The 25,560-nt window shown below is 54.5% G+C and carries 18 protein-coding genes; 8 read left to right on the forward strand and 10 right to left on the reverse strand.

The window, feature by feature from the left end; genetic code table 11:
- Window positions 1–181 precede the first annotated feature (181 nt).
- From DES29_RS10545 to DES29_RS10560, 4 genes are all read right to left on the reverse strand, one after another.
- Window positions 182–1,594: a DASS family sodium-coupled anion symporter gene (locus DES29_RS10545; protein ID WP_021995624.1), complete on the reverse strand. Its 1,413-nt coding sequence runs from the start codon at window positions 1,592–1,594 to the stop codon at window positions 182–184.
- 54 nt (window positions 1,595–1,648) lie between these two features.
- The gene (locus tag DES29_RS10550; protein WP_021995623.1) at window positions 1,649–3,025 is read right to left on the reverse strand and encodes an MmgE/PrpD family protein; all 1,377 of its coding nucleotides are present in this window, start codon (window positions 3,023–3,025) and stop codon (window positions 1,649–1,651) included.
- A 100-nt stretch (window positions 3,026–3,125) separates the two neighbouring features.
- On the reverse strand, window positions 3,126–3,719 hold the full coding sequence (locus DES29_RS10555) for a FumA C-terminus/TtdB family hydratase beta subunit (protein ID WP_021995622.1): 594 nt from the start codon (window positions 3,717–3,719) through the stop codon (window positions 3,126–3,128).
- 2 nt (window positions 3,720–3,721) lie between these two features.
- Window positions 3,722–4,639, reverse strand: a complete 918-nt coding sequence (locus DES29_RS10560) for a fumarate hydratase (RefSeq protein ID WP_005432666.1) — start codon at window positions 4,637–4,639, stop codon at window positions 3,722–3,724.
- Between the two features lie 716 nt (window positions 4,640–5,355).
- Here DES29_RS10560 and fumC point away from each other — a divergent pair.
- Window positions 5,356–6,795 carry a class II fumarate hydratase gene (gene fumC / locus DES29_RS10565; protein ID WP_016473875.1) on the forward strand — a complete coding sequence of 480 codons (1,440 nt, stop codon included), beginning with the start codon at window positions 5,356–5,358 and terminating at the stop codon, window positions 6,793–6,795.
- A gap of 406 nt (window positions 6,796–7,201) precedes the next feature.
- Here the strand turns inward: fumC and DES29_RS10570 are convergent, their stop codons facing one another.
- From DES29_RS10570 to DES29_RS10585, 4 genes are all read right to left on the reverse strand, one after another.
- Window positions 7,202–8,407, reverse strand: a complete 1,206-nt coding sequence (locus DES29_RS10570) for a UxaA family hydrolase (protein WP_016473877.1) — start codon at window positions 8,405–8,407, stop codon at window positions 7,202–7,204.
- A gap of 15 nt (window positions 8,408–8,422) precedes the next feature.
- Window positions 8,423–8,713, reverse strand: coding sequence for a UxaA family hydrolase (locus DES29_RS10575; protein WP_005430592.1), 291 nt, complete (start codon window positions 8,711–8,713; stop codon window positions 8,423–8,425).
- Window positions 8,714–9,115: 402 nt separating this feature from the next.
- Window positions 9,116–9,454: a cytochrome c3 family protein gene (locus DES29_RS10580; RefSeq protein ID WP_005430593.1), complete on the reverse strand. Its 339-nt coding sequence runs from the start codon at window positions 9,452–9,454 to the stop codon at window positions 9,116–9,118.
- A gap of 144 nt (window positions 9,455–9,598) precedes the next feature.
- Window positions 9,599–11,125: a flavocytochrome c gene (locus tag DES29_RS10585; protein ID WP_021995290.1), complete on the reverse strand. Its 1,527-nt coding sequence runs from the start codon at window positions 11,123–11,125 to the stop codon at window positions 9,599–9,601.
- 222 nt (window positions 11,126–11,347) lie between these two features.
- Between DES29_RS10585 and DES29_RS10590 the strand changes: the two genes are divergently transcribed.
- Genes DES29_RS10590 through DES29_RS10605 form a run of 4 tightly spaced genes read left to right on the forward strand, consistent with a single transcriptional unit; the run spans window position 11,348 to window position 16,424 of the window.
- On the forward strand, window positions 11,348–13,354 hold the full coding sequence (locus DES29_RS10590; protein ID WP_021995291.1) for a sensor histidine kinase: 2,007 nt from the start codon (window positions 11,348–11,350) through the stop codon (window positions 13,352–13,354).
- Window positions 13,355–13,396: 42 nt separating this feature from the next.
- Window positions 13,397–14,050 carry a response regulator transcription factor gene (locus DES29_RS10595; RefSeq protein ID WP_005430597.1) on the forward strand — a complete coding sequence of 218 codons (654 nt, stop codon included), beginning with the start codon at window positions 13,397–13,399 and terminating at the stop codon, window positions 14,048–14,050.
- Window positions 14,047–15,720: an FAD-dependent oxidoreductase gene (locus tag DES29_RS10600; protein WP_113854870.1), complete on the forward strand. Its 1,674-nt coding sequence runs from the start codon at window positions 14,047–14,049 to the stop codon at window positions 15,718–15,720. The genes DES29_RS10595 and DES29_RS10600 overlap by 4 nt, the downstream gene beginning before the upstream one ends.
- A complete protein-coding gene (locus DES29_RS10605) occupies window positions 15,699–16,424 on the forward strand; it encodes a dihydrofolate reductase family protein (protein ID WP_021995293.1) in 726 nt (241 codons plus the stop codon). The genes DES29_RS10600 and DES29_RS10605 overlap by 22 nt, the downstream gene beginning before the upstream one ends.
- Before the next feature lie 107 nt (window positions 16,425–16,531).
- Here DES29_RS10605 and gsiB read toward each other — a convergent pair whose 3' ends face one another.
- Entirely contained in the window at window positions 16,532–18,067 is a 1,536-nt protein-coding gene (gene gsiB / locus DES29_RS10610) for a glutathione ABC transporter substrate-binding protein GsiB (protein ID WP_021995294.1), read from the reverse strand.
- Between the two features lie 160 nt (window positions 18,068–18,227).
- Complete coding sequence (locus DES29_RS10615) at window positions 18,228–21,746, reverse strand: Rne/Rng family ribonuclease (protein ID WP_113854871.1); 3,519 nt, start codon at window positions 21,744–21,746, stop codon at window positions 18,228–18,230.
- Between the two features lie 1,460 nt (window positions 21,747–23,206).
- Between DES29_RS10615 and DES29_RS10630 the strand changes: the two genes are divergently transcribed.
- From DES29_RS10630 to DES29_RS10640, 3 genes are all read left to right on the forward strand, one after another.
- Entirely contained in the window at window positions 23,207–24,226 is a 1,020-nt protein-coding gene (locus DES29_RS10630) for an RluA family pseudouridine synthase (protein ID WP_016473887.1), read from the forward strand.
- Complete coding sequence (locus tag DES29_RS10635) at window positions 24,223–24,894, forward strand: HAD family hydrolase (RefSeq protein WP_005430604.1); 672 nt, start codon at window positions 24,223–24,225, stop codon at window positions 24,892–24,894. The genes DES29_RS10630 and DES29_RS10635 overlap by 4 nt, the downstream gene beginning before the upstream one ends.
- Window positions 24,895–25,098: 204 nt before the next feature.
- Window positions 25,099–25,479 (forward strand): FAD-binding protein, encoded by a 381-nt coding sequence (locus DES29_RS10640; protein ID WP_236578839.1) that lies wholly within the window; start codon window positions 25,099–25,101, stop codon window positions 25,477–25,479.
- Window positions 25,480–25,560 lie beyond the last annotated feature (81 nt).

The following is a 25,560-nucleotide window of genomic DNA, read 5'->3' on the forward strand; positions in this document are numbered from 1 at the left end:
AAAATTGCAGGAATTTCAGAATGAGCTAAATAACATTCAAGGCTGATTTGATGAGCCTCAACCCCTTAAAGATCTAGTACTCCGGGAGTTTGGGTTACAAGTGCGGATGGGTTATTAAGTAAATAAAGGAGGTGCCTACTTGTTTAAACAGCGGGCCGCCTCCTTTTCTAATGTAAACGCATTAGAGAGAGGTAAATAGACCCAGCATTGACCAATAAGGAACACCGACTAGTGCGAAGATTATGTAACTAAGAAGCGTAAAGAACAAACCTATGAGCCACCAAGTCTTAACGCTGACATACCCGCCGCCGAACAGAACGGGGCCGGCAGCATTCGCGTAGTGCGTCAGGATGGCGCCCATAACGCCGCACATTAGAAAGACGAGGAACATGTCCCAGGCAGGCAGACCGGCTGCCAAGCCGATAGTGAACTGCACCGGAAGCACAGAGGCCATATACGCCCCGCAGGACACAAAGAGATATCGGCAGACGGATCCGGCAGCGACCAAAGTGAAGAGCAGTGCGACGTGGCTGAAGGATGAAAAGTCCACATAGAGCTGAAGCTGTTCTGCCATCCATTTAAAGAAGCCGAATTGGTTCATGGCGCCGGCCAGCCCCAGAATGCCGCCGTACCACATCAAGGTCGTCCAAACTTGGCTGTTTTTGGCAATATCCTTCCACTTGAGGACATTGGTCATCAGGCAGACGGCGATGAAGCCCAGAACCACGGCAGTGGAGTTGATTTTCGTATAAGAAGAGGTGGCCCAACCGATAATGGCAAGGACGAATAGGCAGAGAAGAATTTTTTCTTTGCTGCTCATGGGGCCGATGGCCGCAAGGCCTTCCCTGGCAATTCGCACATTATCGATCTTGGTCAGAGTGGGCCGGTAGATCAGATACATGACGTATGGCGCGATCAGCAGCACGATGCCCGCGGGCAGAATAAATGCAGTCGTCCACTGGAGCCAAGTGATGTGCAGTCCCAGCATTTGATCAGCCAGCGCCCAAGCGACGGTATTGGCGGCATATCCCGTTAGGAAGGTGATGCCGGTACACATAGTCACCACATAAAGCAGAACCGAAATGTAGGCGCCAAAGCCCCGGGGATTTTTGTCTGGATACGAACCCAAAGATTCCGCGACGCTGAGGAAGATGGGATAGATGATGCCGCCGGTGCGCGCCGCATTGGACGGCGTTACCGGAGCGATGATGAAATCGGCAAAGGCTGCCGCATACCCGAGCCCCAAAGTCGAACGTCCGAAGATGCGGATCATCCAGAAGGAAATGCGCTTGCCGAGGTTGGTATCTCGGAAGGCCTGGGCGATGATATAGGCGCCGACAACGAGCCACGTCATCGTCAGTGCGAAGCCGGAAAGCGCCACGGTATGGCCGCGCATTATGACGGCATAAAGGCCCAGGAAAATAGCGAGCGCGGTGGCTTCACCGACAGGGCGAAGCATGACCATCAAAATAGCGCCGGCATAGAACGGGAATAATCCCCAGGCCTTGGGGTCCATGCCTTCCGGAGGGTCTAAAAAGAGCAGTAATAGAGGCAAAAACCCTATTAGCATCTTTATTAATTTATCTTTTTCCATTATTGATTCTCCTTGGTGGTTTTTGTTTGGCGCCCCTCGGGGTAGGGCGTTTAATTAATACTTTCTCGTAAAGGAAGTATTTATTTTTTCGAAGATTAAGCAGGGTTTATCTAAATCCTCGAAATGTTTGCAAAGCTCAATAATTTCGTCCTGTACGGCGGCCGGAATAATGCCGTCAGTCATGGCTTGGAATTTAAGCGCGACGCCGTCCCAGGAAAGCGTGTTTTCCGGGTCTCCCGTCGGATTCCAGATCTGGGCATGGAGTTCCTGTCCGTCGTCGGTGACGGCTTCAATGCGGCAGGGCCAATTGCGAGGCACGCAGGCATTGATTTCGGTGTCTTCGACCACTTCTATGCGACGCTCAAGAGCCTTTACATCGGCCTCATTCACGGATTGATCCGAGAAGGACGTTTCCGTAGGCACGCCTCTTAAGAGCGTGGAGGCGACGCAGTACGCCAGGCTGAATTTGGCTTGACGGCCGGTCGCCGGCGAACGGGTGCCCGCCACGGTGTTGGCCGTTGTGTAGGTCAGCAGACGAATGGTCTTTAAGCCGCGGCCTGCGGCTTGCCGGCGAATATCGAGTGCAGCGTCAATCGCAGAATGGGTGTGCCGGCAGCACGGATAGGGCTTGAAGGAAATGAGCCCGGCACGCCATTTTTCGCCGAAGTCCTTGAAGAGGTCATAGCACACTTCCTGACGGGCATAACCGGCAAAGAACCCCTGTTTGCCTTCCAGAATGTGGGTTGCACCGCTAAAGCCGTTTTTGGCAAGCATGGCAACCAGGATGCCGTTGCCGGCAGCCGCTCCTGTATGCAGGAATTTGCTCATGCCGCCGTCGGGCAGGAACTGCCACAAGCCCGCCGACATTGTGCCGGCGTTGCCTAATGCCCAGTTGAGCTGAATGGCATCGAGATCGAGCAGTTTGCCGGCAGCCATCGCTGCGCCGAACACGCCTGTAGTCGCTGTCGTATGAAAGATTTTGTAGTGAGCAGGCGTGATGGCGGCACCGATGCGGAGCATGATTTCAAAACCGCATACGGCTGCGAGCAGTACGTCTTTACCCTGTTTGCCGGCGAATTCAGCTGCAGCAAAGGCGGCGGCTAAATTCGGGGTAGCGGGATGGCTGATGCTGTCACGGTCAACATCGTCCATTTCCAGAATATGGCCGAAGTAAGCGTTTGACATGGCGGCAAGCACAACGTTTCGGCGGCCGCAATCGATGGATGTCGCTTGAGAATTGCCGCCGAGCACGTCAGCTACGGCTTTGATCGGTTGGGAAGAGCGATCTGCAGCACCGCCGACAGCGCAGCCGATCCAATCCAGGGTGTCGCGCTTCATGGTGTCAATGACAGCTGCTGGAATATCCGCATACTGAAGGTCTGCAACAAAATCTGCGCAAGCTTTGGAGGGGGACCAGGTTTGATTAGTCATAGCAATCCTCAAAAAAAGAGGGGGAAAAACACGACAAAGCGACTTTTCCCCCTTCACTCATCATCAACTACGAAGGATGAATTTCATCAATTCGGAAAGACTACTTGGTCGCTAGGATTTCTTTTTCGACCTTCTGTGCGTAGTCACGTACCTTGTCATAGCGGCTGTTGCCGTGCGAGTCCATGGTGACGAGGAACGGTCCGAAATGCTTTGCCTGAAGCGGCCACATGGCCTCCGGCATGCCGTGCTCAAACCAGTGAGGTTCTTTCGTGCCGACAATGCCTGCTGCCAGGACAACTGCACAGCCCGGACAGGCCTGAACGTAAACCTGCTTATATTTCTGCAGCGCAGCCTTGGTACCATCGCCCATGCCGCCCTTGCCGATGATGACCTTGACGCCTTGCTGGCCCACAAAGTCGGCATGCGGTTCCATACGAATAGAGGTCGTCGGTCCAATGACGCTCAGGTACCACTTCCCCTGAGCATCCTTTTTCATGACTGGACCGGCATGAAAAAGCGCACCGCCGCGAAGGTCTTCGGGGAAAGGCTTGCCGGCGTCGGCGAGCTCGCGAAGCTTCAGGTGAGCAATGTCTCGAGCAGTGCAGACCTGCCCATTCAAATAAATAATGTCGCCGACTTGGAGTTTTTCAACTGTTGCATCATCAAGGGGCAGCGTCAGTTCGTATACGGCCATTGTTATTCTCCTGCTTGAAAGAGCTGTTCAGTGCGGCCGTCGGGGTAGAAACGGATACCGAAGCGACGAGCAACCCAGCAATGGAAGTTGATGACAACCGGGCAAATGGCGGTGTGGGTGGCAGCCCAGCCAATCTTCACCGCCAGAGCGGTTGTATCGCCGCCGATACCAGCGGGACCGTTCTGGAGCTTGTTGATGTCTGCGAGGAGTTCCTGTTCAAGTTCATCAAAGAGCGGATCAGGGTTGTGATCGAGCCAGTTGCGGGTCGAAATGGCTTCACGAGAGAGCTTTGCCGCCACGTCCATTTGTCCGCCCAGGCCAATGCCGATTGAGAACGGCGGGCAGGGATAGCCGCGAGCCCCCATGAATCCGTTGGAGCCGCAGATCGTGTCGAGCACCAATTGCTTGAGACCCTTGTAGTTCTTGCCCAGGGTGGCTGGGGTCAAAATCTTGGCAACGTTCGGGAGCTCAGCACCGCAGCCCTTCGCGCTGACGATGATTTCGCAGTAAGGCAGATCCTTCTCATAGCGCAGTTCGTAATTCGGAACGCCGCGTCCGGAAGAGTCGCCCGGATTGTGGCGGGTCAGCGGATGAACAATGGAAGGACGGATGTAGCCGGCTTTTGTAGCTTCAATGACCGACTGGGTAATGTTTCCCATCAAGTTCGTGAGGTTAGGCTGCATCGCCTCACCCCAGCGAATCCAAACAGAAGGGAAACCGGGAGACTGGCAAACGGGTTTGTCCATTTGACCGGCGAGCTCAACATTCTTGAGCATTGTTTCCAAAAAGGTTTTTGCCTCAGGGTTGGTCTCTTTTGCCGCCGCGCGCTTCATCAAGTAGAGCACGTCGGGAGAAATGCTTGTGCAGCATTTATGCAGGAGGTCATAGACCTTCTCGTATGGAAGTTCAAGAGTCGCCATTGCAGGTCTCCATTTAGAAGAAATCGGTGGTTGAGAGTGCATGTCTCTGGGGTCTCAATCACCTATTAGTATACCAGTATATCACCCCCTCATTGAGAAAAAGCAAAATTCAATGATTGAATCCAAGAAAATGGAGTAAACAATTTAACTATATGAAATATCGTTAAATTAATGGGCTGTTTTAGGATGTTTATGTGCTTTACACAATTTGACATGCCTCATAACTTAGAAAGTTTGCATTTAACGGCAAGGATTGCGAAACGTGGGTTTGCCGCGCAGTTAACGGGTTTTAGAGAGGTTGAGTCCTTCTCGATGACTAAAAACAGTCACTAACTTGAAATGAGTAGATATAAACCCTAATAAATATATATTTGAACAACTTATTTGTTTAAATGAATTCATTTATTATTTGAGATGAAAGTTTAGATCTCTGCCCGATTTACATTCCGTTGCGTACCAATGTCAACAAACTTAAGACCATTGTGTAAATCTCTTCCGTGGGTGTAATCCCCATATCAAATATTCTTTTCTTTTACCCCGGAGGTACAAGGCACTACGCACAAAGGATTGCTAATTCATTATCATTGTCCGCGCTAAGTGAAGGCATTGCGGTCTCCGCCATCATCCGGTTCCATCTTTGGGACTGAGAGAGATTCCCTGTTGTCTTCATGAACCAATTTTCGATTGCCTCTTACAGGAAGAGAAAGGAGAACACCATGGATCAGTTCCGCATTGAGAAAGACTCGATGGGCGAAGTGAAGGTTCCGAACGAGAAGTACTGGGGCGCTCAGACCGAGCGCAGCTATGAGAACTTCAAAATCGGCATTGAAAAGATGCCGGTGCAGATCGTTCGCGCGTTTGCGCTCCTGAAGGGTGCTTGTGCCGAAGCCAACCGTGCTTTCGGCAAGTTAGACGACCGCCGTGCCGACGCCATCATTCAGGCGACGGACGAGGCCTTTGAGGGCAAGCTTGACGGCAATTTCCCTCTCGTCGTCTGGCAGACGGGCTCGGGCACGCAGTCGAACATGAATATGAACGAAGTGTTCGCCAACCGCGCCATCGAGATTCTCGGCGGCAATTTCCGTGACAAGAAGGATCTGCCCAAGGACCAGTTGGTGCATCCGAACGATCATGTGAATATGTCGCAGTCGTCGAATGACACTTTCCCGTCGGCCCTCTCGATCATGGCCGTTGTGGAGACCACCAACTACCTCCTGCCGCGTTTGGAAGAGCTCGAAAAGGCGCTCTACGCCAAGAGCGAAGAATTCAAGGATCTCATTAAGTCCGGCCGTACGCACCTGCAGGACGCTACGCCGCTGACGCTCGGTCAGGAATTCTCGGGTTACGCTTCGATGCTCACGCACAGCCGCGAAAATCTTGTTGCTGCGCTTGAACCCTGCCGTGAACTCGCTATCGGCGGTACGGCTGTCGGCACCGGCATCAATGCGCCCGAAGGCTTTGGCGCCAAGGTTGCGGAATGCCTCACGAAGAAGACGGGTCTTACCTTTAAGGATGCGCCCAACAAGTTCCACGCCCTCACGAGCCATGACGCAGTCTGCTTCCTTGAAGGCGCACTTGCGGGTCTTGCTGCTGACCTCATGAAGATCGCCAACGATATTCGCTGGCTCGCTTCCGGCCCCCGCTGCGGTCTCGGCGAAATCAATATCCCGGCAAATGAACCGGGTTCGTCCATCATGCCGGGCAAGGTCAACCCGACGCAGTGCGAAGCTGTAACGATGGTGGCCGTGCAGGTGATGGGCAATGCTGCAGCGATCAATTTCGCCGCAAGCCAGGGCAACTTTGAACTTAACGTCTTCAAGCCGGTTATTGCCTACAACCTCATCCAGTCGATCCGCAACCTCGCGGACGTCATGAAGTCGTTTGAGGTCCACTGCGTCGTCGGCATCACGGCCAACGAACAGCGTCTGCATGACTTGATGACCCGTTCGCTCATGCTCGTGACGGCGCTTTCGCCGCTCGTGGGCTACGACAATGCTGCGAAGATCGCCAAGTACGCTCATGCTCACGACATGAGCCTGAAGGAAGCGGCGCTTGACCTCAAGCTCTGCACGGCTGAGCAGTTTGATCAGTACGTTGATCCGTCGAAGATGATTCATCCGACGCCGGTCTGCTGCAAGAAGTGCTGCAACAAGTAAGGTGCTTCTTTGATGTGAGGATGGTCTTTTGCGGCTGACGTCCTAAAAGATCATTCAACACACAAAGCAAACCGAACTCCCGGAAAACTATCTGCTGTAAGAGCAGGTAGTTTTCGGGAGTTTTTATTGTCTTCAATAAATGAAAAGCATAATAAACTTTTGCCGCAGTTTGAAAAGGCTTCCGTTTTATTGTCATTTTTCACAGTTCGTCTGCAGGAATTTTGTCAGTATCAATTTTTTGTAAATGGATATAAGAAAGACCTCGATACGCCAAAGAGGAGTATCGAGGTCTGAAAAGATGGATAGAGCCATCTTTGGATTATTTTCCGATGAAGAAAATAACCCAATCACAACTTCGCTCGGATATGAAGCTGTGTTTTTAGTTTGATGTATTCAGGAGAATGTATTAAAGAACAGGTCCTTCCATATAAAGCTCAAGCTGTTCCGCATAATTGAGCGTTTCCATCTTAGTCATGGTGCCCGAAGCAATGGCTGAAAGATGTTCAAGAAGCTTTGTTCCCATTTCAGGTATTGATGCTCCTTCAGTCATAATGGACGAGGCATCAAAATCGAAATTATCTGGAGCACGGCTATAAGCAACAGCATTGCCCGTCAGATAAAGGAAAGGGGAGACCACCGTTGGATTAATGGAAGGCATCATTGGGTGCTGAGCAATCTTTCCGCCGCCCATCTGATAGAGCATGATGGTTGCACCGCAGGCCGTCAGACACAGCGGCAGAGACAAGGACGACATCCAGGAGTCGACGAAATAGAGGCCGGATCCCTTTGGCATCTCAGCGTACTTCAGGACATCTTGAATGGGAGATGTGCCGCTTTTTGCAATGGCCCCCAAAGATTTTTCTTCTAGACTGGAAATGCCGGCTGCAATATTGGCAGGTATGGGGTTGATTTTGCGAATATCTTCGCCGGTCGCTTTAGCTTTATCTTCCCAATGTCTAGCGGCAGAAAGAATTTTTTTAGCTACGCTTTCATTCACTGCCCGTTTGGCTACGAGGTCTTCCGCACCGATAATTTCCGTTGTTTCTGAGAAGAATGCAGTGCCGCCAGCTCGAATCAGCTGATCAAAAGCAGCGCCGACACAAGGATTGCCGGCAATGCCTGAGGTGGCATCGGAGGTGCCGCACTTGACGCCGAGGGTGAGGGCGCTTAATGGGCAGTTTTCACGCCGGAAGTCAGAAACTTCGAGCAGAACCTCGCGTGTCAAGCGAAGCGTTTCGCCCAGCATGTTGTAAGAGCCGCCAACATTGGTGAGGTAAACGATTCGGAGTGGCTTGCCGGTTTTTCGGGCTTCTTCTTCAAAACGCTCCGCACACATGTTTTTGTAGGCAGAACCCGCGCCGGACTTAACCGCCAGCAGGACGATACCGCCTACGTTGGCATTATTCATTAAGCCGATCAGTGTGCGTGCAATGACTTCACGGTCAACTTCTGTGCGTCCGGTTTCAGCAGGAATCTCAAAATGACGAGTGTTTCGGGTCATGCGTTCAACATTGGAAGCTATGAAATTGAGCGAACGATTAACCGGCAGTAAAAGAACGTAGTTTCGCGCACCGGCTTTTCCATTCGGCCGCATGTATCCATAAAAATCCATATACCCTCCGTGGATTTATTGATTCAGATCGCCGCGTCCGCGGGTGCCTTCAATATTGTGTACGTGAACCAGTTCACCGGACTGGATATCGATGGAGGCTCTGCCGATGACATGAGCGTATTTGACAATATTCGTCCCGGCAGGAATGTTTCCTAACGCTGCTTTAAATCCGAAGGGTATTTCAGTTTTTGCGGTATCTTCACCAATTACTTTCCCATCCAGAATGATTTGGAAAGTATCGCCTTTCTTTAGATCCTGCAGTGCAGTGCCGACATTGTCATGCGGCGTTAATTTAAGAACTTTCACTCGTTTCTCCATCGGGTTCACTACCTGCTGCTGAAGGGATCTTCCAGCAACCAAGGTGGTATACCACCTAGTGTACGATCGCTGCTTTGCTGATACATCCGCAAAAGCACTGAGCTTTTGGTGTATATGACAGCCGCAGCGTCGTTGACCTGAATCACTTGTGATCTATTGCAAAAGATCTGATCACCTTTTCAAATTGAGGATCGAGTGCTTCTAATGCGAAATTACGGTTATGGGTTTAATAGTGATCGCTGAAGCAAGCCATTGCACTGGGGCTTCAGCAATCCCCCATTTCTATTGCCCGCGAAAAACAAATGCCGGTTATCCAATCTCAGACAACCGGCATATATCCCGACCTTTTTTTGAGGTAGGTACGGCTAGCACTCAAAGCGCTTTCCGCGGTTAAGGCACTTTGAAGTCAAAGTTATGACACTGCGCGCAGTAATTCTCGCTGGGCTCGTGACCGACATGGCAATTTACACAGTCCAGATCAGCGTTGTAGTGCGGCGACGTGTGGGGGTTAGTGGGCTTCACGTTTTTGGTGGAAGCAACGAGCTTGTCCTTCGGGTGGCACTTGATGCAGGTGTCCGTCGTCGGCATTTCATCCTTGGTCGCATGACACGTCGTGCAGGGAAGCTTCAGGGTCTCGGTATGGTAATCAGCAAAGCCTTTGGCTGCCGCATCCCCTGCGAAAGGAAGTGCTGCAAGCGCGAAGGCAAGCGCAATAAGGGTCTTTTTCATATTTAAAAAAGAGCGGCGGGTTCATTGGCCCGCCGCTCTTAGCAAGGGGTGTTGAGGTGTGTCGGTTTATTGTCCGAAGAGGATGTTCCAATAGAGAAAACGGAACATCAATAACATCGCCTCAAATCCTGAGCGTCAAGCCGATTAGGCCTTTGCTGCCTGCTGACCGGCGATGCGGCCGTTCACGAGGCAGTCGAGAATGGCGCAGGAGCCGAGGCGCACAGCACCATGCACGCCGCCAGTAGCTTCACCGGCAGCAAAGAGGCCCGGAACCGGCTTACCGTCGACAACATCGATCACGCGGCACTGCAGGTCAGTAACCAGGCCGCCCATGCAGTGGTGAACCTTCGGGCTCATCTCAGCGGCGTACCACGGACCTTCAGCCAGCGGCGTCTGTTCGTTGTTGATGTAGCGGCCGAATGCGGGATCGCTCTTGGTCTCTACAGCGTTGTTGAATTCAGCAACCGTAGCCTTCAGCGTGTCGACAGGCATCTTGTAGTCGGCGGCAATTTCATCAAGGCTCTTATATTCCTTAATGATCTGCTGCTCGAGCAACTTCTGGAGCATGCCGGGACGAGCTTCCTCAAAGGCTTTGAGGTTGGGCTTCGTGCAGATAGCAACAGCGCTCTTGCCTTCACCCTTTAAAACCATAATCGCGTCAGCGCGAACCTTGCGGTTAGCCAGTTCGTTCACGAAACGCTTGCCGTCAGTGGCAACCCAGAGGCCGTATTCAGCAGCGCCGGACTGAGCAAACGTCCAGCCGATGCCCATCCCCTTTTCCTTCGGGTTGTTCCACGGAGTGCACTGAATCCAGTCGTTCTGAACCTGCGCACAGCCGATGCGGCTCGTTTCACGCCAGAGTTCTGACGTTGCGCCCGGCTGGTTCGTGCTGTCGAGCGCTGCCGTGAGCTTCGGATCCTGCATCGTACGGTATTCAACGTCGCGCGAGAAACCGCCGTAGCAAAGAATGACGGCCTTCTTGGCGCGGATGAACTTGGTCTTGCCCGTGCCGGTCTTCGGGAAACGATAGCCTTCGAGCACTTCAAGACCCAGAACACGACCCGTATCGTCACGCAGAACATGCTTTACATAAGTACGCGTACGGACTTTGACGCCGAGTTTTTCCAGTTTTTCGACTTCTTTCGAGACAATGCCCGAACCCGAACCGTTCTTCGTGAAGACGTAGCGCGGAACACTGTGGCCGCCTTCCTGACCGATGGCATCCGGGTTGTATTCGACACCGAGTTCATTGACCGTCCATTCGTAGTTCGAAAGGGCGTTGTCGGCAACGAGCTTCACCTTTTCAGGATTGTTGAGGTAGAGGCCGGCAGCGAGCATGTCGTGAGCCAGAAGTTCGGGCGAATCTTTAATGCCGTGTTTCTTTTGCTGCGGGCAGCCGGTTGCAGTCAAAATGCCGCCGTTAATGATGGAGTTGCCGCCTACCGTTGCCATCTTTTCAAGAACAACTACAGAAGCACCAGCCTTCTTGGCTTCAATAGCTGCAGCAAGGCCTGCAAAACCAGAACCAACAATGACGACATCAGCCGTTTCATCCCATTTTGCGGGAAGCTTGACGGCACCAGCAGCATGAGCGGCTTCAGTGCCGAAAAGCGCAACGGCGCCGGCCGCGACAGAACCACTGAGGAACGTACGGCGATTAAGTTCAACCATTTTCTTCTCCTTCAGGAGCATGTTTTTAGTCTCAGAAACATGCTCAGCAATTGAATGAGATCATCAGGCGTCTCGAAGATCTTTGTTCTTCAGATGCCCTCTGTTCACGAAACGCATTGTTCCTCCAAATACCTCCTAAGACATTTGCTTAAGAACGAAGATTGTGTTCGATTGATTGCAGCTTATTTTCAGCCGTCTTCTCAGCGCTAAACTCAATGGCATATGCCGTACGCTATCCGTCTGCCTTTGGTACTGAAGACCGTTGTTGTTCATTTGCTTTTACCAGCTGCTCTGGCGATATCGCTCGGAGCGGCGGGGGGCGTTGTGCACGCTGACGTCCTGCCGCCTCAAATGCAAGATGCGAGCGAGAGTGCCGCGGCTGCCGAAGCCGAGCTGACGCAAGGCGCAGGGGATAGGACACTGCATCCTGTTATCCGCTTAGGGGTGCTCACACATTCGCCGCCTTGGTATGACGGCTCTTTTGTTGATGAATCCGTGCGGTGGCTCGCTTGGAAGCTGCCCCAGTTTCGCTTTGCAACCGACTACTTGGGAACGGGCGATCTGATGCGCCGAATGGAGGCGAGAGAAATAGATTTGGCGGTTGCTCCTGCATCATTCTTTTTCTTTGCTCAGCGGCCGCTCATGAACCGTTTTGTGGCGAGCATTGTGTCGGATGCGGCGGTCGATGCGGAAGAGTCTGCTGCAGCGGCCGTCATTGTGCGCAGAGATCGAGAGGATCTTAAGACACTCGCAGATCTGAAGGGACGGAGTGTTTCGCTGGTGCGTGATGAAGTGAGTCCCGGGGAACTTGAGCTCAAGCGTGAAGTTGTCCGCATTGGCCTCGATCCGGATCATTTTTTCGGACAGGAGCTGCGGGAGCCGCGATTACGTATGCGGGCGGTAGTGACGGATGTCCTTTCCGGACGAACCGATGCCGGTATTCTGCGTGCCTGTTTTCTCGAAGAGCTCGAGCGCTCAGGGCTGCGAGGCGCCTATGGAGAGCTGCGGGTGCTCGATGAACGCAAAGACGACGGCCTGCATTGCCGGCATTCCACGCCTGCATATCCTGGATGGATGCTGGCTTCCACTGCTTCACTCAGTCAGGAAGCCGCGCGCGCGATAACTGCGGTGCTGCTCACCAAACCAGCTAATGCCTGGGGGCAGCATTGGACGGTGTCGCCCAATGTGGAGGCCTATGATGACCTCTTTCGCACGCTCCGGATCGGCCCTTACGCATATCTGCGTGAATGGACGTTGGCGCGCATTTGGTCTGAGTGGAAGGCCGCCATCATCATTGTCCTGATTTCCATCGCTGGCCTTTGCGTGCACGGCTTTGTGCTGGAGAAGCTCGTCGGGCTGCGCACGAGGGAACTCAAAGAAGCTTGGAAAAAACAGCAGGAGACGGAGTGCGAGGCGCGTGAAGCTTCGGCACGCTTAGAGTCACTGCAGCGTGCTGGAGCGGTTGGGCAGATTTCCTCCATTGTGGCGCATGAGATGAAGCAGCCTTTGGGGGTCATTCAGAATCTTTCAAGAGGGACGCTGCGTCTCATTGAAGATGAACCTGAAACGCTCGATGAAGTCGCGCAGGCAGTGGAGTCGATTAACGACGAAGCCGTGCGCGCGGCGCAGATTATTGATCGCGTACGCAGCTGGAGCCAAGGCAGAGTCAATCGACAGGTGCTTGAGGCGGACCAGGGGGTTAAAAGGGCGGTGCAGAGCTTCATGCTGACGAATAGAAGCCGGGGCATTTCGATCCGTACGGGCGTGCTTCAATCGGTAAAGGTCTGGATGGATCCGCTTGAACTCGAGCTCATTGTCGTGAATTTGCTCTCCAATGCAGCTGAAGCAGCACGCAAGTCTGATCACCCGACGGTAATGATTGACCTTCAAACTGCCCGTGAATCATTGCCCGGAGATGTCGCGGCGGTGGTCCTGACGATCACCGACAATGGTCCGGCACTTTCAGATCAAACGTTTGCAGCATTAGGATGTACTGCGCTCCAAACGACACGAGAGGGCGGTTTGGGGCTTGGTCTCATGATTGTCAGAACGCTTGCGGAAAATAATGTCGGCCGCCTGACGTTTGAGCGTCTTGCGCCCCACGGGCTTGCCGTGCATGTGACGCTGCCGGTTTGGATGCCTGAAATTAAAAAGGCTGACATTGATTTGAGGGAAAAGACAAGGGCGGCTGATGATTCAAAGGATCCCTCATCACACTCCGCACTTTGAGCACGCAAAAATACTTTTTAATGCAGCTCGCGAGGACGCTCAATGAATTTCGACAAAACCACCACCGCTGAAACCCCTTTAATTCGTATTGTTGACGATGAGGAGCGCATGCGGGAATCGCTCGCTTTCATGCTCAAGCATGAAGGGTTCGAATGCTGCGTCTATCCGACTGCCGAGTCCTTTCTCAAAGGGGATACGCCTTCTCGGCCGGGATGTCTGCTGCTCGATGTTCAGATGGACGGCATGACAGGGCTGGAACTGCAGGAAGAGATGATCCGGCGAGGCATTACGCTGCCGATTGTTTTTCTTTCTGCACACGGCGACCTTGATATGGCGGTGGATGCCATGCGCCGCGGGGCATGTGCGTTTATTCAAAAAACTGCCGATCGAGCGCGGCTGCTGCAGGCGATTGTCGATGCCATGGCTAAATCTCGTGGTGCCGTAGGCGATAGTACGCCCGGAGCGCTGGTTGCCGCGTGGAATACGCTTACTGATCGAGAAAAGGAAGTGGCAAAGCTGGTGGCTGAAGGACTTCTCAACCGAGAAGTGGGGGAACGCCTCGGCGGCATTGCTGTGAAGACGGTGCAGGTGCACCGAAGCGAAGCCTGCAGCAAGCTTGGCGTTAAAGGTGCTGCAGGGCTCGCTCAGGCTGTTCGGGCTGTTGAAATGGCTTTAAAGGTGAGGCAAACACCATGAAGAGCAAGCATGATGTCCGGGCTCAGCAGTCTCGTCGTCGTTTTTTGGCGGATACAGCGCTCGGTGCTGCCGGTCTAGGCCTGGGGGCCGCAGGTATGGAGTCTGCACAGGCTCGAACAAAGTGGGAGAAGATGATTAAGGGGCTTCAAATAGTCACTACCGATGTATTGATTGTCGGCTCCGGCGCAGCCGGAACAGCGGCTGCCATCGAAGCGCGCCGATCCGGCGCATCCGTTCTGGTCATTGAGAAAATGGGCAGCTTGGGCGGAAGTTCCATCATTTCTCGCGGTGCTCTGGCCGTACCAAGGTCGCCCATGCAGCGAGCTATGGGGATTGATGACTCACCCGAGCACTTTGCGGATGATCTGATGTCATCAGCTTACTGCGGGCATCCGGGAAGAATTGAATGTTTGGCGCTGGAAGCACTGCCGACTTTTGAGTGGCTTACCAATGAAATCGGCGTTCGTTGGGTAATGGATGCCGTCGGTTCAGAAATCGAACAGTCTGTGCCGAGATCCGCCATTGTGGCGGGCGACGGTGCGGCGGCATTGATGATGCCGCTTTTGGACCGAGCACGGACATTGGATGCTGAGTTTGAGGTCAATGAAAAACTCCTGCATCTCATTACACGAGAAACTTATGACGGCGTTGCGGTGACGGGAGCCGTAGTGGAAAACACACGCACCGGTCTGCGCCGTTGCATCAATGTTCGCCGCGGCGTTGTGTTGGCGGCCGGCGGTTTTGCGGCCGATGCTCCTTTCCGGCAGCGTTATAACCAGCGTCTCTCTGAACATGTTGGTACCGCAACGCAGCCAGGGAGCACGAGCGAGGTGCTCCGAGAGGCAGCCCGCATCGGCGCTTGGCTGGTTCATTTGCAGTACATCACCTGCATTCCGGATGCCAATCCTGTAGAAAAAGGATGGGGAACAAGCTGGCAGTTCAGCCGCTGGTGCGCCGGGGCGCAGGGACTTTGGGTTGAGCGGCAGACGGGGCGTCGATTCGTCAATGAAATGTCGAGCACGGCGGAACGTACGAACGGCGTCTTTGACGTACTCAATGCCGATCGGGATGTTGTCGCTATCGCCGATGCCCGTGCCGTTCGGCATCCGGGATCCATGGTCTTTACCGCGTCCGATGTTGAACTCCTGGTTTCCCGCGGATTCGTACAGAAATATGAAACGCTTGCGCTTTTGGCTCAAGCCTGCGGCATCCCCTTATCCAATCTGAAGGTCGAAGTGGAACTCTACAATCGAGCGATAACGGCAGCTCGCGAAGGCCGAACTGCAGGCAGTTTCACAGACCGACTGGGACGTCCTATCGCTCCGGAGGCCGAACTCATGGAGGAGGGGCTTTGGTATTGTGCACCGCTTCTTGCGAAGGTTTTAATGTGCAGCGGCGGATTGGCAATTGATTTGAAATCCCGTGTGCTCTCCGTGGTGGATGATCGGCCTATTCCCGGGCTTTTCGCGGCTGGTGAAATTACGGGCGGTCTCAACGGCAAGGGCGATGCCGGCGCCTGCGGCCTGATGGACGCCATTGTTTTCGGAGGTATTGCCGGACGAGAGGCCGCACGGATTCCCAAAGATTATTCGGATTGGCGGGAGATGAATCCGCTGGTCTTTCATCAACTTATTGATATGGAAAGGTTATGGACATCGTCTGCCACATGATCACCTCGCTTGACGGCTGCATTTTGCTCGAGCGTTGGAGCAAACCTGCAGAACGCGTCGACTTCACTCAGGTTTATGAAGCAACGGCTAAGCGGCTTCAGGGGGACGGCTGGATAGTCGGACGCATCACGATGGCCGAATACGGTCAAGGCGTTGTGGAAGGGGAACCTGCCGGTATGCGGGGGAGAGGAGAAAGCGTGCCGCGTGCTTATGTGGGCGATCGTCAGGATCGGCCGCTCGCAGTGGTATTTGATCCCAAGGGACGTCTGCAGTTTTCAAAGAACGGCCTGCCGACCGGCGAACATGTGGTGGCTGTCCTCGATCCGAAAATCGATGAAGCACATCTTGCACGGCTGCGCCGTGCGGGTGTTTCGTACGTTTTCCAAGGAGACGGTGCGGAATGCACTGAACGCGAAAAACTTTCGGCAGCGCTTGCCGCGCTCGAAGAAACCTTTGGCGTGAAGCGGCTGCTTCTTGAGGGCGGCGGTGTCCTCAACGGCAGCTTTTTAGCCGCCGGTCTTATCAAAGAAATTTCGGTGCTGGTCTGCCCGACGGTGGACGGCCGTTCGGAGAGCGCAAAACTCTTTTCTTGGGCGGGCAGTGAAGAGCTCTCGCCAGCTGAGGGTGTCCGGCTGAAGCTTTTGGAAGCAGAACCGTTGGTGAACGGCGTCGTGTGGCTGCATTATCTCAATACGCTTGCGTGACGGACTGATGACCTAGCCAAACAGGCCGCAGTCCAGCTGAACCAGAACTGCGGCCGTTTTGTGAGGGCGCTTGCGCGTTCAGCGCAAAGCGTCAAAGGCTTGAAGGACTATTTGAGATCAGCCTCCAGGAAATTGAAGCCGCCGTCCTTGAGCGAATAAAAGCCCGTCAGGTTTGCAGAACGGGCAGAAATCCCCTGATCGACCACCAGGAACACCCATGGCGCGTCCTTCCAGATGAGTTCCTGAGCCTCATCATAGATTTTGGTCTTTTCGGCACGGTTCGTTGTCTTCAGCGCGGCCGTGAGCAGGCTGTCGAGCTTCGGATTGCTGTAATAGGCGTAGTTGGAATTGGCGGGCGGGAAGCTCGAGGTGGCAAGCAGGGGTCGAAGCACCCAATCGAGTTCTCCGGTAGATGCCGACCATCCCCAGCAGAACATCTGTGAGGTGCTCTTTTCGGGCCCCACAGACTGCACGAGCGTGACGCGCTGGCCGGCCTCAAGCGCACGAACCTGCAGCTTAACCCCAATGCGGGCATACTGCTGCTGCAGGAACTGGAGCATTTTTTGGTTGGCGCTCGAATTGCTTGCTGCCCAAAGAGTGGCGGTAAAGCCGTTGGGATAGCCTGCGGCGGTCAGAAGTTCTTTGGCTTTTTTGGGATCGTACGGCCATTCGCCAAACTGCTTGGCGAAGTCAATACCTTCCGGAGCAACGCCAGTTGCCGGGGCGGAGAAGCCCTTGTAGAGCACCTTTACCATGGCGTGCTTGTCAAGACCGTAGTTCAGTGCCTGACGAACGCGCAGGTCGTTGAAGGGCTTCTTGGTGTTGTTGAGATAGATCTGACGCTGCACGATCGAAGGTGCTGCATCCACGACGATATTAGGCGTTTCTTTCAAACGCTCAACATGCTCGGGCGGCACGACGTCGACAAACTGGGCTTCACCGGTGCGCAGCATGGCAACGCGCGTGGCATCTTCAAGTACTGGACGGAAACTGATGGAATCGAGCTTGGGCAGCCCCTTTTGCCAATAGTTGGGGTTCTTCTTCACGACCAAGTACTCGGCGGGATTGTATTTCTCGAGTACGTAGGGACCTGTGCCGCAGGGGTTAAAGGCCACTTCTTTTTTGGAAAGTGCGAGCGTCTTCGGACAAATCATGACACCCGACGGGTGAGCGAGCTGGTTGATGAAGGCCGAGAACGCTTCCTTCAGGTGAAATTTAACGGTTGCATCATCAACCACTTCCACCGACTCAATATTGCGGTAGAGCTGATAGCGGGTGAGGTGGTTTTCCGGATTGGTGACACGGTCAAAGTTCGCCTTAACCGCAGCCGCATTGAAGGGTTCTCCGTCAGAGAACTTAATGCCTTGCTTGAGTTTGATCGTGTATTCGAGACCGTCTTTGCTCACGTCGTAGCTTTCGGCGAGAACATTCACAAGCTTCATGTCTTTGTCAAATCCAAAGAGGCCTTCATAGAAGGACTTGGCTACGTTCTGCGACAGCGTATCACTCGCATCATAAGGATCGAGCGTGGTGAAGGCCGAGTAGACGGCAACTGTCAGATCTTTGGCGACAACGGCCTGAGCGGACAAAGCAGCTGCACCGACGAGCGCAAACGCGATGGCAGTATACTGTTTTCGATTCATAGATCTTCCTCTTTAGCTTTTATATGAATCTCGGACCGACGTACGGCCGTTGATATCAGTCTCACAATAGTTCGAAACAGACATTCAAGTATGAAAAAAATGCCCCGAACGCGAAATGCGTTCGGGGCAGGACAAGAGCTCTTGGGATTAAGACCTAGATTTATTCATGCTTGGTGGTTTCCACCTGCACGAGATGCTCTTGCGCGGTGTTGTCGACCGGAGCCTCCACTTTTCGGCCGGCCGCAGCCTGCGGTGCGTAGTCGACGGGCTTTACGAGCTCGGGGCGGGTGTGAACCTGCTCGAGCGGGCCTTCATCTTCTACGACGGCTGAAGCGGCTACGGCACGTCCCGGCTGGATAACCGGCACATAACCGGTGGCAGCTGAGGGCTCCTTGGTTTCTACCTGCTGCAGACCTGCGGCAGAGAGATTGGCCGCGAGCCCCTCACTGACGGCCGGCGTGTCCGCATCAACTTTCGCTTCATGAGCTTCGTAGGCTTGAGTCACTTCAACCGTTTCGACGGCCTCGGCAGGTTCGGCCGCTTCTATGGCTTCGATGACAGCCTTCGTCTCTTCGACCGGCTGCGTCGGCTGAACCTTGGTTTCCACCTGTTCCAGAATTTCGACCGGAACCTGCGGAAGCGCTTCCGCCCTCACGACTGGCACGGGGGCAGGCGTGACAACGGCAGGGACTTCAGCAGGAGCAGCTTTCGTCGGAACCTTCGTTTCGATCTGAACGAGCGTTTCTGCGGGCTCAATACTCGAAGCGGATGCTTCGGGCTGAACCTCGGTCTTCACTGTTTCTGCGCGAGGCTTGCGGCTGCGGCGGGGACGAGCGGGTTTCTTTTCCGGTGCGGCTTCATCCGCTGCGGGGACAGCATCTGCAAAGGCGCCGTGAACTGCTTCAGAAACAGCATTGGGCTTCGTTTCAATCTGCACGAGCGCTTCCGGAGCCGGCGTCCAGGTCGGCTGAGCAGCTTCAGCAAAAGCCTGAGCGGCATCAGCCGATTTCGGCGCTTCCGTTTCGGCGGCTGCATCCGAGCCTTCAGCGGCTTCGCCTTCTCCGCGGCTGCCGCGGCGGCGGCGGCGGGGGCGGCGGCGACGCGAACCATCGGCAGCATCGCTCTCGGCAGCTTCATCTGCTTCAGGCGTCTCCAGGCCTTCCTGACTATCGGCAGCTTCAGTCTTCTGGACTTCGGGAACTGCAGCTTCCGGAGCTTCAGCAGTGGGCGCTTCGGGCGCTTCGGATGTTTCGGGCGTTTCCGGAGCGGCCGCTGTTTCAGTCGTTTCATCGGCAGGGCGGCGGCGCTGACGACGGCGGCGGGAGCGGCGCTCTTCATCCTGAGGCTGCTGGGCGGCAGGGGCTTCAGCCTGTACCGCTTCAGTCACCACAGCATCCACATCCTGACTCGGAGCTGCTTCGGCAGCGGCAAGTTCCGGGTCGACGGCAGGCTGCGTCAGGGTGAGTTTTTCCGGCGTGACATCCGTCGACTGCTGCTGAGCCGACTTGCGGCTGCGGCGGCGGTCTTCGCGCTCCTGCCGATCGGTACGTTCGACGCGTTCGGTACGTTCAGTCCGTTCTGCACGTTCTGCACGCTCCGGGCGCTGGCGGCGCGTACGTTCCTGACGTTCCGTCTTCTCAGTCTTCTCTGCAGCTTCCTGTCGTTCCAAACGATCCGTGCGTTCGAGTCGTTCTCCGCGAGCAGCACGGCGGCGGTCGCCGCGTTCCTGACGGTCACCGCGAGCGCCGCGTGCACGGCGCCGTTCGTCGGCTCGGCCGTCACGATCCTTTTTCTGCGAAGACTTATTCGTCTTGGCTGATTTTTCGCTCTGTTCGGCTTTGTTGTCACTCGTGCCGAGGAAGAATCCGATGATGCGCTTAAAGAGCGACTTCTTCGGTTCAACGGGCTGGAGCTGCTTCACGCGGCCGGCATTTGCCTTTTGTTCGGCTTTCTTGCTTTCTGCAGTCTGCACCGGCGCAGGATCGCGTTCAATCAAATTCTTAATGACCGGGACCTGCTTGGGGCGAAGCGGTTTTTCTTCCTGAGACTTCTGCGCATACGGGTCGTCAGCGACCGTCTCAATGGTTTCTGCCAATTTGAAGCTCGGTTCCTGCACTTCGAGGCGCTCGTCGTCCTGACGGATGCGCTCAATGTGATAGTGCGGCGTTTCCAGGCTGGTATTCGGCACCAGCACGATGGGCACACGGTGCCGTGCTTCGAGTTTGGTGATGTCGTTGCGTTTTTCATTCAAAAGGAATGTCGCAACGTCAACAGGCACCTGAGCACGGACAGAACCCGTGCCTTCCTTCATCGCTTCTTCCTGCAGAATGCGGAGCACTTGAATGGCGCAGGACTCCGTATCTCGAATGACGCCTACGCCGTTGCAGCGCGGGCAGGTGATGTGGCTGCCTTCCGAGAGGGAAGGACGCAGACGCTGACGCGAAAGCTCCATCAGGCCGAAACGGCTGATTTTGGCCGTCTGTACGCGAGCGCGGTCATAGCGGATGGCATCTTTGAGACGCTGCTCCACGGCACGCTGGTTCTTCGCTTCAGCCATGTCGATGAAGTCGATCACGATCAGACCGCCCAGATCGCGCAGACGCATCTGGCGGGCCACTTCGTCGGCAGCTTCACAATTGGTCTTGAAGGCCGTTTCTTCAATATCCGCGCCGCGGGTTGCACGGGCAGAGTTCACGTCAATGGCGACGAGCGCTTCAGTGTGGTCAATCACAATAGCGCCGCCGGACGGCAGCGGCACCGTGCGGGAATAGGCTGTTTCGATCTGCTGCTCAATCTGAAAGCGCGTGAAGAGCGGGATGTCGTCGCGGTAGCGCTTGACGCGGTCAACCATATCGGGCATGACGTGCGCCATGAACTGACGAGCCTGTTCGTAGATATCGTCTGTATCGACCAGAATTTCGCCGATCTCAGGCTGGAAGTAATCACGAATGGCACGAACAACAAGGTTCGATTCTTCAACAATCAAGAAAGGTGCGGGGTTGGCGCGCTTGCCTTTCTTGCCGTTGATCTGAGCTTCCGGCAGCAGCTTGGTATGGCCGTTTTCAGTCGGATATTCGTAGACCGGACGAGCTGCGTCAGTAATGGCTTCCCAGAGTTTGAGCAGATAGTTGAGATCCCACTGAAGCTCTTCGGTCGTGCGGCCGATGCCGGCAGTACGGGCAATGGTCGACATGCCGTTAGGAAGCTTGAGGCGATCCATCGCTTCCCGAAGTTCCTGACGTTCTTCGCCCTCAATGCGGCGGGAGACACCGCCGGCACGCGGGTTGTTCGGCATCAGAACGAGATATCGGCCGGCGAGACTGATGAAGGTCGTAAGCGCAGCGCCTTTATTGCCGCGCTCTTCCTTTTCGACCTGAACGATCAGCTCTTGGCCTTCATGAATCGCTTCCTTAATGGTTGCAAGGCGAACATCCACACCTTCAGCAAAGTAGCTCCGGGAGATCTCCTTGAACGGAAGGAAGCCGTGGCGTTCTTCGCCGTAATCGATGAAACACGCTTCAAGCGAGGGCTCGATACGGGTTACAACGCCCATGTAAATGTTGGACTTGCGGGCTTCTCGGCCGGCAGTTTCAATATCGATGTCGATGAGCTTCTGGCCATCGACGATGCCAACGCGGGTTTCTTCCGGATGCGTGGCGTTAAAAAGCATGCGCTTCATGAGGTGCAAACTCCCTGCGGTGAGCTGGAGCCGTGGTCCTCGAAGTCTTCGCTGCGACCAGAGCCGCAAAGACGTTTTTCGCTTCTCGTTCAGGGACCTAATGAAGGCGTGCCTGCCGGAGGAGCGTGTTCGCGAAGCGCTTCATCTTCTGGGGAGTTCAATGGCGCTGGGATGCGCCGTTGAAGAGGCTGAGCGAGTTTGAAGCTTTCGCTCGGCCCGCAGTACTCTCCAAATGAGGAGCACACTGCGCCGCCGTCCGGCAGATGTGCTGCACACTTCGCTCATCAAGGTTAGACGAGCAGGTGCTTTGGGGAGAGTCACGGCTTAGCGCAGAAAGACCGTCAAGCTGCATGGTTTGAAGCTTGTCGGTTCCGGCGCCAAGGGCTCAATCCCTCACGGTCTGCCGGCAGTCAACTTTTAGTCCGTCCGCTCCCTGACGATTCGCGGGAACGCCTTCAGCCGCGCTGCAGCGGGAGTCGAATCAAGCGTCTCCTTATGGCTGCGCGCCTTTAAGCACTTCATTTCGGCGGATGAGTATTCATACAGAGTGAGTTCCTGATCTCTGGGCACTTCTATTCCAACCCGTCGGCTGACGACGGGAAGTCTTGAGGCCCAGTGAAAGCACTTTGGAAATCATTAAAGACGGCCATTTGCAGTCAACGTGCATCATCATCCGCAGAAACGCCGCGCTGATAATGCGGCATTTACTGCAGAGATCCGCCGCGGAGCTCGACCGCATGGCGTACACACGGGAGCTGCCTATTCGTCGAGCCGTCTCCGTAAGAGAGGGAGCCCGCGAAAGCGGCGGATGCATTCTGCACGCTGCAAAAGGCTGCTTCAGGCGTTTCCGATGCGTTCTCAGAGCTTCAAAATGCCGCCGAGCATCGTTGGGTGCTGAGCGGGAGAAGGCGTGAGACGGAAGTCTTCCTGCTGAACATCTCGCAGTCCTTCCGCGTGAAGCCTCTTACAAGCGCACGTCGCAAGGGGAACGCTCGCAGAGCGATCCGAGGACGGCGGGAGGCGTCATCGCGTCCGAAAGGGAAGCGGATGGCGAACAAAAAACTTTTGCCTTTGCAGCTTCGGTCGATGCGAATCCCGGAGGGTTTTGAATCGGCCTGCAGCTGAAGAACGCCGCCTTCTGCCGCACTGAGGCTGCTGAGGGGTTCATAAACCCTCTGCAGCAGGCTGCGTGCCGGCAGAATGGCGTCGTCCGTTAAATTTTCATCACCCGACGAGCCGATAACCTCAACCCAGCAGAGATTCGGTGCTTCCACAAAGCGTGTCCGAATGCTGAGTTTTGGCTGCCGTCTCGACGGTCCAAATTCAATCCAAACATGAGAAAATTACGTTTTGCGCGCTTTTTTGGAAATGCCCATCGAAAGCGCAGCGACACGTCTCATGTCAATCCACACCGATCGTCTCCTGAGAGTCGTATCGGCGATAAGCGGAAATTATATCGAATGTCAATCAGTCTCATTGGGGAAATCACACCAACACCGTCAGCTGAATTGAAGACGGTGCCTGCTGATCGTGTGTCCTACGTGCTGATCGGCGAGGATGCAGACGGTCAGCGCTTAGACAATTTTTTGTTTCGTATTGCTAAAGGCGTTCCCAAAGGACATGTTTACCGCGTGATTCGTGCCGGGGAAGTGCGCGTCTCCAAAAAGCGCGCCAAAGCCGAAACCAAACTCATGCTGGGCGATGTTGTGCGGATTCCGCCGATGCGCGTTGCGCAAAAACCAGCGGGCACGCCGCCTGCTGCGCCGCTCGCTCAAGGAGTGCTCCCCGTACTTTACGAGGACCGGCATATCCTTATCGTGCTCAAACCCGCCGGCATTGCAGCTCACGGCGGTTCGGGCATTTCATATGGACTGATTGAACGCCTTCGCGCTACCCGTCCTGAAGAGCCGATGCTTGAACTGTGTCATCGCCTCGATAAGGAAACGAGCGGCGCAATTGTGATTGCCAAGACACGCAAAGCACTCGTGCGTATGCACGACCTCATGAAAGAGGGCGGCGTCGAAAAACATTACAAACTGTTGGTAAAAGGCGATTGGGTAAACGAACGCCAGCATGTGAAGGTGCCGTTAGAGCGCTATCTTCTTCCTTCAGGAGAGCGCAGAGTGCGCGCTTCGTCTGAAGGAATGTCGGCGCATACGATTTTTACGGTGCTCGAGCGTTTCGGTTCTGTGACTTATCTTGATGCCGAATTGAAAACCGGACGGACGCACCAGATTCGCGTGCATGCGCTTTCTCAGGGCTTTCCGCTCGTCGGAGACGACAAGTACGGCGACTTTGCCTTCAACCGCGAATGTACGCACGGGCTGTTGGGGGCGCCGCTCAAACGCATGTTTCTGCATGCCTGGAAGCTCCGGTTTGCACATCCCGTCACCGGGGAGCCGGTGGACATTACTGCACCGCTCCCAGAAGAACTCTCGGCCGTAATTTCGGCGCTTGAATCTAAAAAGGCCGCTCAATGACGCAGACTCAGCAAATTAAGACTTTTCATCCGAAACTCGTCGTGTTCGATTGGGACGGTACGATTCTCGATACCACTGCAGCAATTGCTTTGAGCATTCAGTACGCCTGTGAAAAGATTGGCCTTCCAGTGCCCTCAACAAGTCTGGCGAAATCCGTTATCGGTCTCGGTTGGCGGGATGCAATCCGAATCGTTGCTCCGACCTGCCCGGAAGAGGATTATTCGACTTTTGGGAGCTTTTACACTGAGCGCTATAGACCGGCTGAGACTGAAGTCCATCTTTTCCCGGGTATTGTTGAACTGCTGCAAAAATTAAAAAATTCCGGGATTGAGCTTGCTGTGGCTACAGGCAAGAGCCGCCGCGGTCTCAACCGAGTACTGGCCCAAACGGGACTTGCGGACTGCTTTTCGACTACCGAAACCGTCGATGAGAATCCCTCAAAACCCAACCCGGCAATGCTGGAAGCCATCAGCGTCGCTATGGGACGGTCTGCAGAAGAAATGGTCATGGTGGGCGACACAACGCATGACATTTACATGGCGCATGCTTTCGGTTGTCCATGCATTGCCGTGAGCTACGGCGCAATGACGACGAAGATGCTCGAACCGGCTCAGCCGGATGCTATCTGTGCGAGTGTGGCCGAACTTGCTCAAAGTTTAGGCATGTAATGAAGCCATTTGAGCGGCAGTCTTTACTCATAACTTGGCTGCGGCAAATGTTTTGATGCCTGCGGATCACAACATGCTTTCTTAATCCATACCTTAGGTATGAATTACTACTCTCGCGTGAGGGTAGTGCGTTTTTTTGCCTTCTTCGACAATCCCTTTATTCCTAAAGGGGTTGTGCCTGACAACGGGCATAGGAGAAGGAAAATGAAGCAAGTATGGAAGTTCACAGCGGCAGCGGCGGCAGTTTTATGTTTTTCTGGCGGTGCGCTTGCTGCAGATCACGTAATGGATGCCGATATCGTCATTGTTGGGGCTGGAGCGGGAGGCATGACCGCTGGAGCCGCTGCCGTTGATAACGGTCTGAAGACGATTGTGCTCGAAAAAAATGCCGTTGTCGGCGGCGGCGGCAACTACATGGAAGGCACTTTTGCTGTTGGGTCGACGCTGCAGAAAGCGGACAATATTGGCATTAATCCAGAGCGTCAGTTCAAACGGGTGATGGACTTCCATCATTGGCGCATTAATCCCAAACTCCCGGGGATGCACCTAGTCCCGGAACACTCGCGGTGGCAAGGGCAAACCTAACAGGGTAAAGAGATCTCGGATTTTCTTCGGGATCTCTTTTGTTTTCCAAGCGTTGCGATCAGTTGGTTTATTGGCCTTCAG

It is taken from the genome of Sutterella wadsworthensis (genome assembly GCF_003315195.1).
In the GTDB taxonomy this organism is placed as follows: Bacteria; Pseudomonadota; Gammaproteobacteria; order Burkholderiales; family Burkholderiaceae_F; genus Sutterella; species Sutterella wadsworthensis.